Here is a 14,320-nt window from a genome sequence, read left to right on the forward strand (position 1 = left end):
TCATTAGCAGCATATTCCCATTATACAATTTTAATTTGGTGACTGAGGTTAAATGATCAAAAAATGCAATAACTCGTTTAACTATTTAAAATCGGTATGGGTTCTAAGGGCTGTAAAAATCCGTTTGGCTGTTTCAGGTCTGACTGATTCTGGATCACGCAAAATATTAGCAATCCAGAGTTTAAAGTCATCATAGGTTGGAAATGTTGAAAGGTCTGATATATCACTTACACGGCTTAAAATCGCACTGTATTTATTAACTTGTGCATCAGTGAGCTTACAAAACATATCTATGGTTTGTTGATCTCGTCCTGTTTCGATAACTTTCGGTTTTTTCTTCTCTTTGACAGTGAACTTAAAGCCAACCACAGAACGACCAAGCTTCACGTTCTCATAGCTTAGGTCTATATCTGTATTGGTGGTGATTTCTTGCAGTGATGGCTTGATGACACGATCTTTTAAGTTGCCGATTCTTCTATATGATTCAGGCAGTCCAAGCTGTTCAAAAAGTTCATCTAGGCTGATCTGGAAACCGCCCATGCTTTGGTGTTTTTTGGCTAGGTGGTAAAAGTCCAGTGAATAGTCCTTTTTGAGCCGTAGTACCACTTCTTTTTTATACTTGGTATATGGGTTAAGGGCATCAAATTCACGCAATAGCAGCAGAACTTCATCGCTAAAATATAACGCTGTACCGCCTTGCCCTGCCTTATAGATTACCTTATTGAGCCAACGCATTTTTATTCGATCACCATTCTCAGCGGTATAGCCAAAAAAGCGGGTAAACAATCTTTCGGATGCTGTTTCTAGGGCTGTATAAGCGGTTGATAGATCAACGCCACACTCTGCTGAAAACTCACTGGAGGAAATGAAAATGGGTTCATTACTCGATATTTTTGTGGTTCTAGCCAGTGGGGTTGCCATGATAAATAGCCGTTTCTCATCTAATGACATTCCCCTAAAACACTCAACAACTTTGTTTTGTAGAACAACCCAGTCTTTGGGGTAATGTTTTTTTATGTCTATTGTCATAATAATCTACATTGTTTAAGTATGTATATTTTTATATATTAAGCTACAAACATAATCAAGTAGTTTAATACTTGGCGTTTGTAGTTTTTAAACTTGGCGTTTGTAGTTTTTTAAGGGCGTTTAACTTGGCGTTTGTAGTTTAATACTTGGCGTTTGTAGTTTTTTAAAGTCTGAAAGCTATATGTACCAATGCTTACAGGCTGCCGAAAAATATTTAAAAGCTTTTTAAAAGTATAAAAAGCGGGTAGGGGGGTCAAAAACACCCCTATGGCACTCGCTTCGCTCGTGACATTTTGACTTCGCTTCGCTCAGTCTGAGGGGGTGTTTTTTCGGTTAAAGCCGGATGTGAATTCAGAACAGCAAAAGCGACTATGAATTCGCTTCGCTCATAAAGCTTTATGCTCGCTTCGCTCGATCTAGGTTTAAATACCTATGGTCGCTTTGCTCGGTTCTGACAGTTCCAAAGCGACTGGAAGCCTGTAATCAGGGAAAAGGCGGGGCGAAAATTTGATTTTGCTCAATCGCTCGTAGACACTCGCTCGGTAAGTTATTGTTTAGATTTACTAAAAACCCAAACCAAAATCATTTTTCGGTTTCGACTCTGGCTCTGGTTCATAACTCCGTTGCCTAGAAATCTGAGCTTCAGGACTTGGATTTTTAATTTCTTGAATATCCATTTTTATCGTTTTAATACTCGTCAGACATGCCTCATATTTATCTCTATGCCTTGCTAGATGGTCGTTTCGTGGTTCTAGAATTTTCTCACAGTGCATATATTTCAGCATCCGTTGATCATTTTTGACCATGTTTTCAAGTTTGTCATAATCCTCATGGGTTAGGTTTCGATGACGCGCTTGGCTCATGTATTCCTGAATACTTTCTAACTTTTCTTTTATATTTTCAATGACTTGAATCGGATTGTTGTTTTCATAGGCTTGCTGTTGTTTTTCGCATATTTTTTTGTGATAGCTGACGTAATCCATCCCTCCCCATCAGGGGAGGGGGGCGGATTCCATTGCAACTTGTTGTTTTAAATTAATTTGTTAAACTTTTCAATATCCGGTAGCTGAGCTATTTATCCGAATATTAAAAACTGGATGATCGAGTATCAGCAATTCAAGCGCGACCCCTATCATCCGAGTTTACAATTTAAATGTGTCCACGCCACTAAGCCCATTTATTCGGTTAGGGTCAATAAGGATTATCGGGCGGTGGGTATTATCCAAAACCATGAAATCCTATGGTTTTGGATTGGCTCACATCAAGTTTATGATAAATTGCTTAAACAGCTTTAGCCGCGTAGGTCGGGCAGGCGGTTTTGCCCGACATTTGCCCGTTCCGCCAGAATCTGGGCAACCGTACCTAGCAGCCAACACGCTTAAGGGCGATGATGCAAATACAAGGTATGGCCAGCCGCGCGGCAATCTGTCGGGCAAAACCGCTTGCCCGACCTACGCGGCTCCTACTTAATTCGCGTAACTGGAACCACCCGAATGCAAGCCTAACCGATCAAACAACGCCATATCATGGTTGGTCATCGGGTTATCGGTGGTCAACAGTTTGTCGCCATAGAAAATCGAGTTCGCGCCCGCCAAAAAGCACAGCGCCTGCATTTCGTCGCTCATTTCTTTACGGCCTGCCGACAGGCGTACCCGTGAGGTTGGCATCATGATCCGTGCGACGGCGATGGTGCGGATAAACACCAAAGGGTCTAGCGGTTCGGTACCCATTAACGGGGTGCCTTCGACCTGCACCAACATGTTAATCGGCACGCTTTCGGGGTGTTTGGGCATATTCGCCAGTTCGATCAGCAGTTTGGCGCGGTCGGTGCTGCTTTCGCCCATGCCGACGATACCGCCGCAACAGACGTTAATCCCCGCATCCCGCACCCGCGCCAGGGTGTCCAGACGGTCTTTATAAGTGCGGGTGGTGATGACTTCGGAATAATAATCTTCCGAGGTGTCCAAATTGTGGTTGTAATAATCCAAGCCGCCTTCTTTCAGCCGCGCGGTTTGGCTATCGGTCAGCATCCCTAAGGTGACACAGGTTTCCATGCCTAGGGCTTTAACGCCTTGCACCATTTCGACCACCCGCTCTATATCGCGGTCTTTCGGTTGCCGCCACGCCGCGCCCATGCAAAACCGTGACGCGCCTTGATCTTTGGCCTGTTGCGCCGATTCCAGCACTTTGGCTATCGGCATCAGGGCTTCGGGGGTCAGGCCTGCATCATAACGCGCACTTTGTGGGCAATAGCCGCAGTCTTCCGAGCAGGAGCCGGTTTTGATGCTCAATAAACTGCTGATTTGCACTTCATTCGGGTCAAAGTTTGCCCGGTGGGTAGTTTGGGCTTGAAAAATCAAGTCGTTAAAGGGCAGGGCAAACAGGGCTTGAACTTCGGCAAGCTGCCAATCATGGCGTAATAAAGACATTGGGGGCGACTCCGGCTATAGTTATTGTTAAGCGTAAAACCACACTTATCAACTTGTTATTATGGATTGGGTAGACAACTGGCTTAATATTATACAGGATTACTGGCTGCCGCCTACCTGTCTGTTATGCGGCAATGCGGGCGAGCGGCCCCGTGATTTGTGCCAAGCGTGTTACGGGCAATTGTTGCGCCCTACCCAGCATTGCTACCAATGCGCCGAACCCCTGCCCAGCCCTAGTGCCGTGCCCCTGCGCTGCGGACGCTGCATCAGCCGCCGCCCGGCGTTTGACGAAACCCACGCCGCGTTTGTTTATGACGATGCGTTGCGCTATTTGGTGACGGGCTTAAAGTTTGCGGCGCATTATAAAAATGCCCGCTTGCTGGGGCATTTGCTGGCCGAGACGGTACGGCAAAACGCCGAAACGCCCCAGTTGCTGATCCCCGTGCCGCTGCATAAGCACCGTTACCGCCAGCGCGGTTTTAACCAGTCGCTGGAAATCGCCCGCACTGTCGCCCACAGCCTCAACATACCCTTAAGGGTCGACGCGTGCCAACGCTGCCACGACACCCCGCAACAAAGCCGCCTGAACGCCAAACAGCGCCGCCAAAACCTGCGCCACGCGTTTGTCGTCGCCAAACCGTTAAACGTCCGTCATGTGGCGATTATTGACGATGTGATGACCACCGGCAGCACCGTGCATGAAGTGGCGAAAGTGTTGAAAAAAGCCGGGGTGGAACGGGTGGATGTGTGGGTTTGCGCCAGGGCTTAAGCTATCGCTAAAAATTTTGCACTTCAGTTGGGCAGGCGGAAAGTAAGGGGATAGGCCAATAAATTAGCGGTATAATCCTTAAGATTAAGCGGCAGAAAAGCCGATTAATGAGGTATAAAGCCTCCTTAAACACCCTGACAAACTTAGAAACCTCATCAGAATAAGAGTTTAACCATGGCCATATCAGAACAGCAACGGCAAAAAAAACTTGCCAAGAAAAAACAAAAACGCGCGGCGGCGGTAAAAAAATCGCCAGTGATGTCAACCAGCAAAGCCAAGCCTTATGCCGGGTTTCCCATTTATGAATGTCTGATCCCAACGAATTTATTTATTGATGGTATCGGCGAGTTGGTGGTGACGCGCCGACTGCCTAACGGCTATATTGCCATGAGCGCTTTTGTTATAGATGTCTTTTGCTTGGGGGTAAAAGATGCCATGTTTAGGGTGCTGCCGGAAGGGGATTATGTGCAGGGTATTAGGGCGAGAATGTCGGAAGTCAATGGCCGGAGCTTTGAAGCATTGACCCCTGGCTGCGCCAAAAAACTGCTGGATGGCTTGGTGGACTATGCTAAGGGTTTGGGTTTTGCGCCCCATGCGGACTACAACAATGCCAAAGACCTGTTGGCTGCCCCAGATGCCGATGAGGCCTGTCCGGTGCAGTATGTCTACGGCAAAGACGGCAAACCGTTTTATATGAACGGCCCTTATGAGTCGCCTGCCGCTATACAAAGAATTATCAGGACGCTGACGGAGAGTTGCGGCGAGGGTGGCTTTGACACGCTGGTCGGCTTGTCTGAGGGCGATGATTATGATGATGATTAGTGAGTTAGGCCGACGGTAATGGGAGCGCGGGCATCCTGCCCGCTGTTGCGGCCAAGATGGCCGCGCTCCCAGGGTGTTACGCCGGACGGTTGGCCGGTTCGCGCAGGCGGTAAAATTCTTTTACAAACGCTGTCAGTTCTTGGCGTTCGATGGCATCGCGCAAGCCCTGCATCAGGCTGAGATAGTAATACAGGTTGTGGATGGTATTCAGCCTAGGGCCGAGCATTTCTTGGCATTTGTCCAAGTGCCGCAAGTAAGCACGGGAATAGTTCTGGCAGGTGTAACAGGGGCATTCTTCATCTAAAGGGCGGTTATCAAATTCATATTGGCTGTTGCGGATTTTTATCACGCCAAAGCGGGTGAACAAGTGGCCGTTGCGGGCGTTACGGGTCGGCATCACGCAGTCGAACATATCAATGCCGCGCTGCACCGCTTCCACCAAATCTTCCGGCGTACCCACTCCCATCAGATAGCGCGGCTTATCGCTGGGCATTTGGGTGTGGATCGCATCTAAGGTCGCCATCATCTCGTCTTTGGGTTCGCCCACCGACAAGCCGCCAATCGCATAGCCGTCAAAACCTATATCGACCAAGCCGTTAATGGATTCTTGGCGCAGTTGCGGATACATGCCGCCTTGGACAATGCCGAAGAGGGCAGAGGGGTTATCGCCATGTGCGGCTTTGCTCCGTGCCGCCCAGCGTAAGGACAGGCGCATGGAGGCGGCGGCTTCGTCTACGGTGGCCGGGTAGGGGGTGCATTCGTCAAAAATCATGACGATGTCTGAGCCTAACTCGCGCTGCACTTGCATCGACTCTTCCGGCCCCATAAAAATCTTGCTGCCGTTAATCGGCGATTGGAAAGTCACGCCCTGCTCGCTGATTTTGCGCAACGCCCCTAAGCTGAACACCTGAAAGCCGCCGGAATCGGTCAGGATAGGTTTTTGCCAGCGCATAAAATCATGCAAATCGCCATGCGCTTGAATCACGGCGGTGGTCGGGCGCAGCATCAGGTGGAAGGTGTTGCCGAGGATGATTTGTGCCCCGATGCCGGTCAGTTCTTCCGGGGTTAAGGATTTGACCGTGCCATAAGTGCCGACGGGCATAAATATCGGCGTTTCCACCACGCCCCGCGCAAAAGTCAGCCGTCCACGCCGCGCGTAGCCGTCGGTGTTGAGTAAATTAAATTCCATACAGTCGTGTGTTTCGGGTTGGTGGGGCTTTACGTCCCTGTGGTAAAAAAGTGGGGGCTTAATGAAATGATGGGCGCGAGCGTCTGCTAGGCGTGGCGGATAGTTTAATCGGATGTGCTTGGGTACACAAGTTAAGGGCGGGTAAAGATGTTGGCGCTATAGGTAGGTTTTGAGGGCTTTTTCTGAGAATATACGGGAAGCCGTTATCCGTATGGCGACCTTAAACCTCACCATAGAGCCATAAGTAAGTAGATGTGCATATATCTTTTAACATTCGTGAATTCAACCCCACCCCAGCCCTCCCCTTCGCAGGGGAGGGAGTACCTCTTACAAGTGTAGGTTTTCTTACCCTCCACCCCCTTCTGCGTAAATAGCCAAAGTCACGCCGTTGATTTCCGTCAAACCGGGCCATGCCTCAGGCCGCCCCGGTTTGACGGGCAGGAGTTGGTGGTTCAGCAAGGCGGCGACAATCAAAGACCAACCGTGTTGGAAAATGCCGCATGGGCAAGTAACGATATGCAAGAGTACATAAGGTGTTCAAAGCAAAAATACGAGCAGATCAGCGACAGAATAGCCTATGAGCGTGACTTGAAAAAAATCGGGCAATTGAGCCGTATCCTGGATAAAGACAGACAGGCACTTGCTGATATTTTACCGCAGTTGATGCCTTACTATGAGCAGATGCAACAGGCTGTTAATAAACGGAAAATTTTACTTGAGAATGAGCGACAGCCATCATTTAAACCACGTTATGACCAAGAACAGCCTAAGCCGAAAAAAGACAATGACCTAACTTTTTAATGTGTTACAATAGCATTCAAATGTAACACATTGGAGTGAAAAACATGACAGAAGCGACTTTTACCTTTCGGGTAGACCATGACCTAAAGCAAGAATTTTCAAGCCTTGCTAAGACTGTTGATCGGTCGGGGGCGCAGCTAATCCGTGACTTCATGCGTGACTTTGTTAAGAAGCAACAGGAAGCCGCAGACTATGACAAATGGTTCAAGCAGCAGGTACAGATCGGCTTAAATGAAGCCAATGCAGGCAAGTTGATTCCACATGAGGACGTAAAGGCAGAGTTTGCCGCTAGACGTGCTGCAACATTGGCGAAACTGGCAGCGAAGAATGAAGATTGAGTGGACTGAAACAGCTCGCCAAGATCGTAGAAATATCTATGATTATCTTGAAGAACGCAACCCTATAGCAGCTATTGAAATTGATGATTTAATTGAAGAAAAGACAGATTTACTTGTTGATAATCGACTGATGGGGCGCACAGGCAGACAGAAAGATACTAGGGAGTTAGTGATACATCCGCATTATGTGGTTGTATATGACATCACTGATATAATACGGATACTCAGAGTGCTACACACATCGCAGGAGTGGTCATGACTTACTCATGTACTTTGGATTATTTAGTGTTATAAAATCCTGATTTATAAATTTTTTTGTTAAAAAAGATAAAAGCCCCTTGCAATTGCTTGGGGCTTTACCGTAATTTATGGGGTACAGATTTTCGATACTGACATATCGGCAATCGAAAGCATTAAGGTTTGACGACCGCTAATGATTTCACCACAGGGGCTTAATGTACCTGTCTTAAATTCTAAGGTTTTAACTCGCTTTGTCAAGCATAGACCCCAAAAATTTAGCCAATGTCTGTAACTCAATCTGTCCATGTGTGGGTGATGAGGTACAGTGACGCTAGCACACATCGGAAAAACGCTATTACTAGGGGAACTGAACAGAGTAGCGGACGCAATGAGTAGTCATTTAATTGGCGGTTATGAGCGTGTTCAGGCGGTGCTATCAATCGTAATCATAACAGTGGCAGCTTGATACAGTGATGTCATCCCTGATGCGAAAGCGACCGACCGACGGTACATCGAATGGGAATACTTTAGGGTGATTTTTAAGAATCGCTCTAGGGTGAGTATTTCCCATTCAGCTCTGCTCCCTCCCTCTGGTACTTTAATCAAAAGCACTACTAAACATATGTTTTTAAATAAAAAATATTGATATAGAGATAATATTAGTAAGAATAATTAAACAATTGAATATAGATAAATCATTGTTAAATAAAGATTAATTATTAAAATGAATGTATACTTATATATAAATCAATGATTTAAAATATTTGATAAAGAAAACTTTTCAAAAAAAATATAATTGAGATTGTGTCATTTCGGTCAATTCTTAATATGTTCCACGCAAGTTTTAGCTATGGTGCTAAACAGAAATTTGCTGAAAAAGAACTTTTCACTGAACTGGTTAAAATGTAAGCAGCCTGAGAGCCGCCAAAAATTTTAAAAACAAACCGCCTTAATCATCTTCAAAAAATACCTCTAAAACCTCACCATTTGCGTTTTAAGACCCATATTTCATCCTGCCCTTATGTTCCCATGCTGATAGCTATAAAGTGTCTGTAATCGCTTCCTATGACGTTCTAGGCTGTTGATAACTTTTGGAACAACGCAAAATGTTAAAATCCGATCATTTTTTAACCTAGTTATTTTCGTTACAGGGTAGCTTTGGTAGTATTATTTCAATATTTAGTTGTTACAGGATAACAAAATATATGTTACAGGGTAATTAATTTAGCGTTACAGGATAACTATAGTTACAGGGTAACGTTAAATAGTTATCCTGTAATTTAAAAATAGTTGCAGGATAGCATAAATTTTTACAAATAAATTTTATAAAAAGTTATCCTGTAACTAAAAACAATGTTATCCTGTAACTATGATATACTATATGGGAGTTAAAGACATGAAAGACCCGAACGATCAGAAAACACAGGACATGCTAAAAGAGCCGCCAAAAACCAATGCCGAACGACAAAAAGCATATCGTGAAAAACGCAAAAGCCTTGATAGTCAACGTTTGGAGGTGTTTATAGATAAGGGTGTGTCGGATATGCTTGCGGACATGGTGGGCGCAGCAGGGGAGAGCCAAAAAGCCATTTTGACCGCATTGATTGAGAAAGAGTATAAGCGGCTGTATGCAGTGAAAAATAGCAAGCTAAAAAAGTACATTGATTCAAAAAGTAATGCAGATAAAAAAGAAACCCTCGATTTATGAGGGTTTTTTATAACTACTAATGCCTATGAAAATAAGTGCTTATCATTTTCTCTAATGTACCCAATAAAATCGGGGTTTTGTTCCAATAGTTTCTTGATGTCATTATCATGTTTCTTCAGTAAGTAAGCCCCGATCAGGATCTTGCGTTTTGCATCGTCTGACCTTGCCTGTTTTTGCTCTCGACCTTTCACCACAGCGTCAGCTAGATCCTTTCTTGCCTTTTCCTGACGTTCCAATTTTTCCTTTTCTTCATCGAGCATTTGACCCAATTCCATAGCTGTTTTTTTGACCATTTTTAATGCCTGTGTCTCAACCTATTTTCCGAAGTATGAACCATCATCAATGTGAAAAGTGTTCTACTTCAAAAACTCGACTTACATCAAGATCCGAGCGCAGCGAGCAAAATCAAAAAACAAAGTCAAAGCCTTATTGCTCTTGCTTTTGCTTTTAGCCTCGCAGAGTTCCCGAAGGGCGCACTTACGCAAAATTTTTGCTACGCCAAATTTTGCAAGTACGGTCAGGGAAACCCCGACACCCCAACCGCCCAAAACTTGGGGCGGCTGTTAATAAACAGGTGATGAAAATGGCAATTTACCATTGTGAAATGCAGAACATTTCGAGGTCAGATGGTCGCTCAATCGTGGCATGTGCAGCATACCGAGCAGGCGAAAAATTGTACTGTGATACGTACGGAAAAGAGCAGGACTACACCAAAAAAACAGGCATTGAATACACCCAAATTTTTGCCCCAACTGGGGCAAGTCCTGACATGTTAGATCGTCAAACCCTATGGAATCGGGTAGAGCAATCCGAACTAAAAAAGAACGGTGACATCAAACAGGAGGCAAGATTAGCAAAGGAAGTAGAGATAGCATTGCCGCATGAACTGGATAAGACACAGCGTCAGGCACTTGTTACCGAGTTGTGCCAGTCCTTAGTTAAAGCCTATGGAGTGGCGGTGGACGTAGCGATCCATGCCCCTCATGTGCATGGGGGAAGTGATGAAAGAAACCATCACGCCCACATACTAATGACAACAAGAAGCCTTACACCGCAAGGGCTAGGGAAGAAAGTCAGGGAGCTAGATCAGAACTCAACGCTGAAAAAAATCAGGGAAAAAGTGGCGGATCTGACGAACGTCCACCTAGAGCGAGCAGGGCTTGAGGTGAGAGTTGATCACCGCAGTCATAAGGATCGTGGACTAGACATCGAGCCGACATTCAAGGAGGGACTTGAAGCCACCCACGCCAAGCGCAGGGGGGAGGAACTGGAGATCGTCAAGCGTAATGATGAAATCAAAAAGCGCAATAAAAAAGCTGAAAGGCTTGATATGTCTATCATTGAGACGAGCAACAGAGTAGAGCAATTGACACTTGAACAGCAGCAACAGCAGCAGCTGGAGGATGCCGTAGACCAAGCCCCCGCAGTCTATGCCACCGCACAACAGGCACTATACGACCACCAACAACACCGCCAAACGCTTATAGATGTGTATTTGATTGAAGTAAAAACGGATGAGAAGCGAGCAGAGCATAGATTTTACAAGGCTTTGCAAGACAATATCGACCGCTTGCAGCTTGATAAAGTGATCAAAGAGGGACGAGCAGCTACAGCACTGCTAAGGGAGATCGGAGAGCCACTGCCGCCACCAGTGAAAGTGAAAACAGGTTGGTTTAGTGCTGATTATTACGGCTTTGAGGACATGCTCACACGTTGGGATAATGATCAATCTAGCCTTTCCATTTATCACAGAGAGATAAAAGAGGAGCAACAGGAACAGCAACGAAAACAACAGCAGATAGAAAGAGAAACTAAACAAAAACAGGAAGATGACAAAAAGAGACGGCAGGACTATGAAAGATATTTATCAAAATACGGCTATGTCAAAGATGCTGAGTATGACCATATCAGCGACCATGTTGCTTCAGACATTTCCATGTTTACACGTCTTCAGGCGCAGGCATGGGCAAGTAACGATATGCAAGAGTACATAAGGTGTTCAAAGCAAAAATACGAGCAGATCAGCGACAGAATAGCCTATGAGCGTGACTTGAAAAAAATCGGGCAATTGAGCCGTATCCTGGATAACGGCGGCTTGGGCAACGACACCCTGACCGGCGGCGCAGGCTCGGACGTTTTCCGCTTCAACACCGCACCTTCCGCCGGCAACACCGACACCGTACTCGACTTTACGGTCGCCGACGACACCATCCAATTGGAAAACGCCGTTTTCACCCAACTGACGGCCACCGGCGTGCTCAATGCCGCCGAGTTTAAAATCGGTGCGGCGGCGGCCGACGCCAACGACTTTATCATCTACAACGCCGGCACCGGCGCCCTGTCTTATGATGCCGACGGCAACGGCGCGGGCGCGGCGGTGCAAATCGCCATCTTGGGCGTGAACTTGGCATTGACCAACGCCGATTTTGTGGTGATTTGATAGGCATGGGGTTTGCTGCGCGTTTAATAACAATATGCCGGGGTGGCTTTTTAAGTGCGGGGCCGGCATAAAGAACGTCAGCATTGTTTAAGGCAATACCTTCGCCAAACGGATATTTTTTTAATCATTATTTTGGGGTAGTAGCATGACCGTAACGGTAACAAAAAACACTTTATCATATTCTGGACATTCCTTAGGCGAGTTTCGTAATGACGGTGCATTTGCCGTGATTAAGGCCGATGGTTCGGTGGTCACTTGGGGAAATACTACTGATGGCGGTGACAGCAGTGCGGTGGCAAACCAGCTTAACGGCACCGTGGACGTAAAAGAGATCCTCTCCTCCTTCTACGCATTTGCCGCCTTGCGCAGTGACGGTTCGGTGGTCACTTGGGGTGGCAGCGGAGGAGATAGTAGCGCGGTGGCGGCACAGCTCAACGGCACCATCGACGTGACGCAAATCTTCTCCACAAAAACTGCCTTTGCCGCGTTGCGCACGGATGGTTCGGTGGTCACTTGGGGTGGCAGCGGAGGAGATAGCAGCGCGGTGGCGGCACAGCTCGACGGCACAGTCGACGTGACGCAAATCTTCTCCACAGAAACTGCCTTTGCCGCGTTGCGCACGGATGGCTCGGTGGTCACTTGGGGAGTCAGCGGCTACGGTGGCAGCAGCACAGCAGTGGCAACGCAACTTAACGGCAGTGTGGATGTGACGCAAATTTTTTCCACTTATGGTGCTTTTGCCGCGTTGCGCACAGACGGTTCGGTGGTCACTTGGGGATATGCCTCCGCTGGCGGCAACAGCAGCACGGTGGCCACACAACTCGACGGCTCGGTGGATGTGACGCAAATAGCTTCCACAAACGATGCCTTTGCCGCCTTACGCACCGATGGTTCGGTAGTCACTTGGGGTAATATTACTGATGGCGGTGACAGCAGCGCGGTGGCAAGCGACCTCAACGGCACTGGGGATGTGACGCAAATAGCCTCCACACAAACTGCCTTTGCCGCGTTGCGTGTGGACGGCTCGGTGGTCACTTGGGGTAATGCTACTTTTGGTGGCGATAGCAGCACGGTGGCCATACAGCTCAACGGCACGGTGGATGTGACGCAAATAGCGTCCACGAACAGTGCCTTTGCCGCATTGCGGGCGGACGGCTCAGTGGTCACTTGGGGGAATGGCTCTTATGGCGGTAACAGCAGTGCAGTGACCCTGCAACTCAATGGCGTAAAACAAATCTTTTCCACAGGCTATTCTTTTGCCGCCTTGCGCACCAATGGCTCAGTGGTCACTTGGGGGGATACCATTAATGGCGGCAACAGCAGTGCGGTGGCGACACAACTCGTCGATGTGGAGACCATTTATACCACAACCCGGGCTTTTGCCGCGTTACGCACGGACGGCTCCATCATCACTTGGGGAAACAGCGACAGCAGCACAGTCGCCGGCCAACTGACTTCCGGCGTGGTCGGTGCCGCTAACATCGCCACCAACGATGTCTACATCAACCATGCTCCCACCGGCACGGTCAGCATCGCCGGCACGGACACCCAAGGCCAAACCCTCACCGCCAACAACACCCTGGCCGACGCCGACGGTTTGGGGGCCATCACTTACACTTGGATGAGTGGGGCCAGCGTCCTCGGCACCGGCGGCAGCTATGTGCTTCAGGCCGGCGATGTCGGCCATACCCTGACCGTCACCGCCAGTTACACCGACCAGGACGGCAAGGCCGAGAGCAAAGCCAGCGCCGCCACCGGCACGGTCGGCATCGTGGTGCTCGGCACCACCGGTGCCGACACCCTGACCGGCACGGCGGGCAACGACCGTCTTGATGGCCGCGGCGGCATTGACACCCTGAGCGGGGGGCTGGGCAATGACGTGTATGTCGTCGACAACAGCACCGATGTGGTGAACGAAGCCAGCGGCGGCGGCACCGATTCGGTCTACGCCTCGGCCAGCTATAGTTTGCCGGCCAATGTCGATAACCTGTTCTTGACCGGCACCGCCGCCATCAACGGCACTGGCAACGCCATCGCCAACATCGTCTCCGGCAACAGCGCCGACAATGTCTTGTCCGGGGGTGACGGCAACGACACCCTGCTCGGCGGCTTGGGCAACGACACCCTGACCGGCGGCGCAGGCTCGGACGTTTTCCGCTTCAACACCGCACCTTCCGCCGACAACACCGACACCGTCACCGACTTTACGGTCGCCGACGACACCATCCAATTGGAAAACGCCGTTTTCACCCAACTGACGGCCACCGGCGTGCTCAATGCCGCCGAGTTTAAAATCGGTGCGGCGGCGGCCGACGCCAACGACTTTATCATCTACAACGCCGGCACCGGCGCCCTGTCTTATGATGCCGACGGCAACGGCGCGGGCGCGGCGGTGCAAATCGCCATCTTGGGCGTGAACTTGACCTTGACCAACGCCGATTTTGTGGTGATTTGATAGGCATGGGGTTTGCTGCGCGTTTAATAACAATATGCCGGGGTGGCTTTTTAAGTGCGGGGCCGGCATAAAGAACGTCAGCATTGTTTAAGGCAATACC

At 48.3% G+C, this 14,320-nt stretch carries 15 protein-coding genes; 9 read left to right on the forward strand and 6 right to left on the reverse strand.

The features are described 5' to 3' along the window. Positions 1 to 81: 81 nt before the first annotated feature. On the reverse strand, positions 82 to 1,029 hold the full coding sequence (locus CEK71_RS21635; protein ID WP_088621316.1) for a replication initiation protein: 948 nt from the start codon (positions 1,027 to 1,029) through the stop codon (positions 82 to 84). 563 nt (positions 1,030 to 1,592) lie between these two features. After that, positions 1,593 to 2,012, reverse strand: a complete 420-nt coding sequence (locus CEK71_RS21640) for a hypothetical protein (protein WP_088621317.1) — start codon at positions 2,010 to 2,012, stop codon at positions 1,593 to 1,595. A 114-nt stretch (positions 2,013 to 2,126) separates the two neighbouring features. Here CEK71_RS21640 and CEK71_RS24370 point away from each other — a divergent pair, with 114 nt between their 5' ends. Then, the gene (locus CEK71_RS24370; RefSeq protein WP_088621318.1) at positions 2,127 to 2,324 is read left to right on the forward strand and encodes a ParE family toxin-like protein; all 198 of its coding nucleotides are present in this window, start codon (positions 2,127 to 2,129) and stop codon (positions 2,322 to 2,324) included. Between the two features lie 171 nt (positions 2,325 to 2,495). Here CEK71_RS24370 and bioB read toward each other — a convergent pair whose 3' ends face one another. Further along, positions 2,496 to 3,458 (reverse strand): biotin synthase BioB, encoded by a 963-nt coding sequence (bioB, locus tag CEK71_RS21650; protein WP_088621319.1) that lies wholly within the window; start codon positions 3,456 to 3,458, stop codon positions 2,496 to 2,498. A gap of 61 nt (positions 3,459 to 3,519) precedes the next feature. Here bioB and CEK71_RS21655 point away from each other — a divergent pair, with 61 nt between their 5' ends. Both CEK71_RS21655 and CEK71_RS21660 read left to right on the forward strand, forming a co-directional pair. Next, positions 3,520 to 4,227 carry a ComF family protein gene (locus tag CEK71_RS21655; protein ID WP_088621320.1) on the forward strand — a complete coding sequence of 236 codons (708 nt, stop codon included), beginning with the start codon at positions 3,520 to 3,522 and terminating at the stop codon, positions 4,225 to 4,227. A 174-nt stretch (positions 4,228 to 4,401) separates the two neighbouring features. Next, positions 4,402 to 5,049 carry a hypothetical protein gene (locus CEK71_RS21660; RefSeq protein WP_088621321.1) on the forward strand — a complete coding sequence of 216 codons (648 nt, stop codon included), beginning with the start codon at positions 4,402 to 4,404 and terminating at the stop codon, positions 5,047 to 5,049. A 76-nt stretch (positions 5,050 to 5,125) separates the two neighbouring features. On the opposite strand, the gene tgt is transcribed toward CEK71_RS21660, so the two are convergent. Continuing rightward, complete coding sequence (tgt, locus tag CEK71_RS21665) at positions 5,126 to 6,238, reverse strand: tRNA guanosine(34) transglycosylase Tgt (protein ID WP_088621322.1); 1,113 nt, start codon at positions 6,236 to 6,238, stop codon at positions 5,126 to 5,128. 345 nt (positions 6,239 to 6,583) lie between these two features. Further along, positions 6,584 to 6,712 (reverse strand): hypothetical protein, encoded by a 129-nt coding sequence (locus tag CEK71_RS24025; protein WP_269766590.1) that lies wholly within the window; start codon positions 6,710 to 6,712, stop codon positions 6,584 to 6,586. A 9-nt stretch (positions 6,713 to 6,721) separates the two neighbouring features. Here CEK71_RS24025 and CEK71_RS21670 point away from each other — a divergent pair, with 9 nt between their 5' ends. The 4 genes from CEK71_RS21670 to CEK71_RS21685 all read left to right on the forward strand — a co-directional run bounded on the left by CEK71_RS21670 (position 6,722) and on the right by CEK71_RS21685 (position 9,325). Further along, the gene (locus CEK71_RS21670; RefSeq protein WP_157679557.1) at positions 6,722 to 7,039 is read left to right on the forward strand and encodes a hypothetical protein; all 318 of its coding nucleotides are present in this window, start codon (positions 6,722 to 6,724) and stop codon (positions 7,037 to 7,039) included. Positions 7,040 to 7,083: 44 nt separating this feature from the next. Further along, positions 7,084 to 7,377 carry a CopG family ribbon-helix-helix protein gene (locus CEK71_RS21675; protein WP_005166297.1) on the forward strand — a complete coding sequence of 98 codons (294 nt, stop codon included), beginning with the start codon at positions 7,084 to 7,086 and terminating at the stop codon, positions 7,375 to 7,377. Next, positions 7,367 to 7,636: a type II toxin-antitoxin system RelE/ParE family toxin gene (locus CEK71_RS21680; protein ID WP_005166293.1), complete on the forward strand. Its 270-nt coding sequence runs from the start codon at positions 7,367 to 7,369 to the stop codon at positions 7,634 to 7,636. Before CEK71_RS21675 ends, CEK71_RS21680 begins: the two co-directional genes overlap by 11 nt. 1,377 nt (positions 7,637 to 9,013) lie before the next feature. After that, positions 9,014 to 9,325: a RepB family protein gene (locus CEK71_RS21685; RefSeq protein ID WP_005166290.1), complete on the forward strand. Its 312-nt coding sequence runs from the start codon at positions 9,014 to 9,016 to the stop codon at positions 9,323 to 9,325. A gap of 23 nt (positions 9,326 to 9,348) precedes the next feature. Here CEK71_RS21685 and CEK71_RS21690 read toward each other — a convergent pair whose 3' ends face one another. Then, complete coding sequence (locus tag CEK71_RS21690) at positions 9,349 to 9,618, reverse strand: hypothetical protein (RefSeq protein WP_068550206.1); 270 nt, start codon at positions 9,616 to 9,618, stop codon at positions 9,349 to 9,351. A gap of 290 nt (positions 9,619 to 9,908) precedes the next feature. Between CEK71_RS21690 and mobQ the strand changes: the two genes are divergently transcribed. Further along, complete coding sequence (gene mobQ, locus CEK71_RS21700) at positions 9,909 to 11,765, forward strand: MobQ family relaxase (RefSeq protein WP_198328380.1); 1,857 nt, start codon at positions 9,909 to 9,911, stop codon at positions 11,763 to 11,765. 145 nt (positions 11,766 to 11,910) lie between these two features. Then, entirely contained in the window at positions 11,911 to 14,220 is a 2,310-nt protein-coding gene (locus tag CEK71_RS22970; RefSeq protein ID WP_157679559.1) for a hypothetical protein, read from the forward strand. Positions 14,221 to 14,320 lie beyond the last annotated feature (100 nt).

The sequence above is a fragment of the Methylovulum psychrotolerans genome, from assembly GCF_002209385.1.
In the GTDB taxonomy this organism is placed as follows: Bacteria; Pseudomonadota; Gammaproteobacteria; order Methylococcales; family Methylomonadaceae; genus Methylovulum; species Methylovulum psychrotolerans.

What these genes read in the sequence shown, in the direction of transcription:
- CEK71_RS21635 (WP_088621316.1), bottom strand. Translation starts at nt 1,029, where the DNA reads ATGACAATAGACATAAAAAAACATTACCCCAAAGACTGGGTTGTTCTA.
- CEK71_RS21640 (WP_088621317.1), bottom strand. Translation starts at nt 2,012, where the DNA reads ATGGATTACGTCAGCTATCACAAAAAAATATGCGAAAAACAACAGCAA.
- CEK71_RS24370 (WP_088621318.1), top strand. Translation starts at nt 2,127, where the DNA reads ATGATCGAGTATCAGCAATTCAAGCGCGACCCCTATCATCCGAGTTTA.
- bioB (WP_088621319.1), bottom strand. Translation starts at nt 3,458, where the DNA reads ATGTCTTTATTACGCCATGATTGGCAGCTTGCCGAAGTTCAAGCCCTG.
- CEK71_RS21655 (WP_088621320.1), top strand. Translation starts at nt 3,520, where the DNA reads ATGGATTGGGTAGACAACTGGCTTAATATTATACAGGATTACTGGCTG.
- CEK71_RS21660 (WP_088621321.1), top strand. Translation starts at nt 4,402, where the DNA reads ATGGCCATATCAGAACAGCAACGGCAAAAAAAACTTGCCAAGAAAAAA.
- tgt (WP_088621322.1), bottom strand. Translation starts at nt 6,238, where the DNA reads ATGGAATTTAATTTACTCAACACCGACGGCTACGCGCGGCGTGGACGG.
- CEK71_RS21675 (WP_005166297.1), top strand. Translation starts at nt 7,084, where the DNA reads ATGACAGAAGCGACTTTTACCTTTCGGGTAGACCATGACCTAAAGCAA.
- CEK71_RS21680 (WP_005166293.1), top strand. Translation starts at nt 7,367, where the DNA reads ATGAAGATTGAGTGGACTGAAACAGCTCGCCAAGATCGTAGAAATATC.
- CEK71_RS21685 (WP_005166290.1), top strand. Translation starts at nt 9,014, where the DNA reads ATGAAAGACCCGAACGATCAGAAAACACAGGACATGCTAAAAGAGCCG.
- CEK71_RS21690 (WP_068550206.1), bottom strand. Translation starts at nt 9,618, where the DNA reads ATGGTCAAAAAAACAGCTATGGAATTGGGTCAAATGCTCGATGAAGAA.
- mobQ (WP_198328380.1), top strand. Translation starts at nt 9,909, where the DNA reads ATGGCAATTTACCATTGTGAAATGCAGAACATTTCGAGGTCAGATGGT.
- CEK71_RS22970 (WP_157679559.1), top strand. Translation starts at nt 11,911, where the DNA reads ATGACCGTAACGGTAACAAAAAACACTTTATCATATTCTGGACATTCC.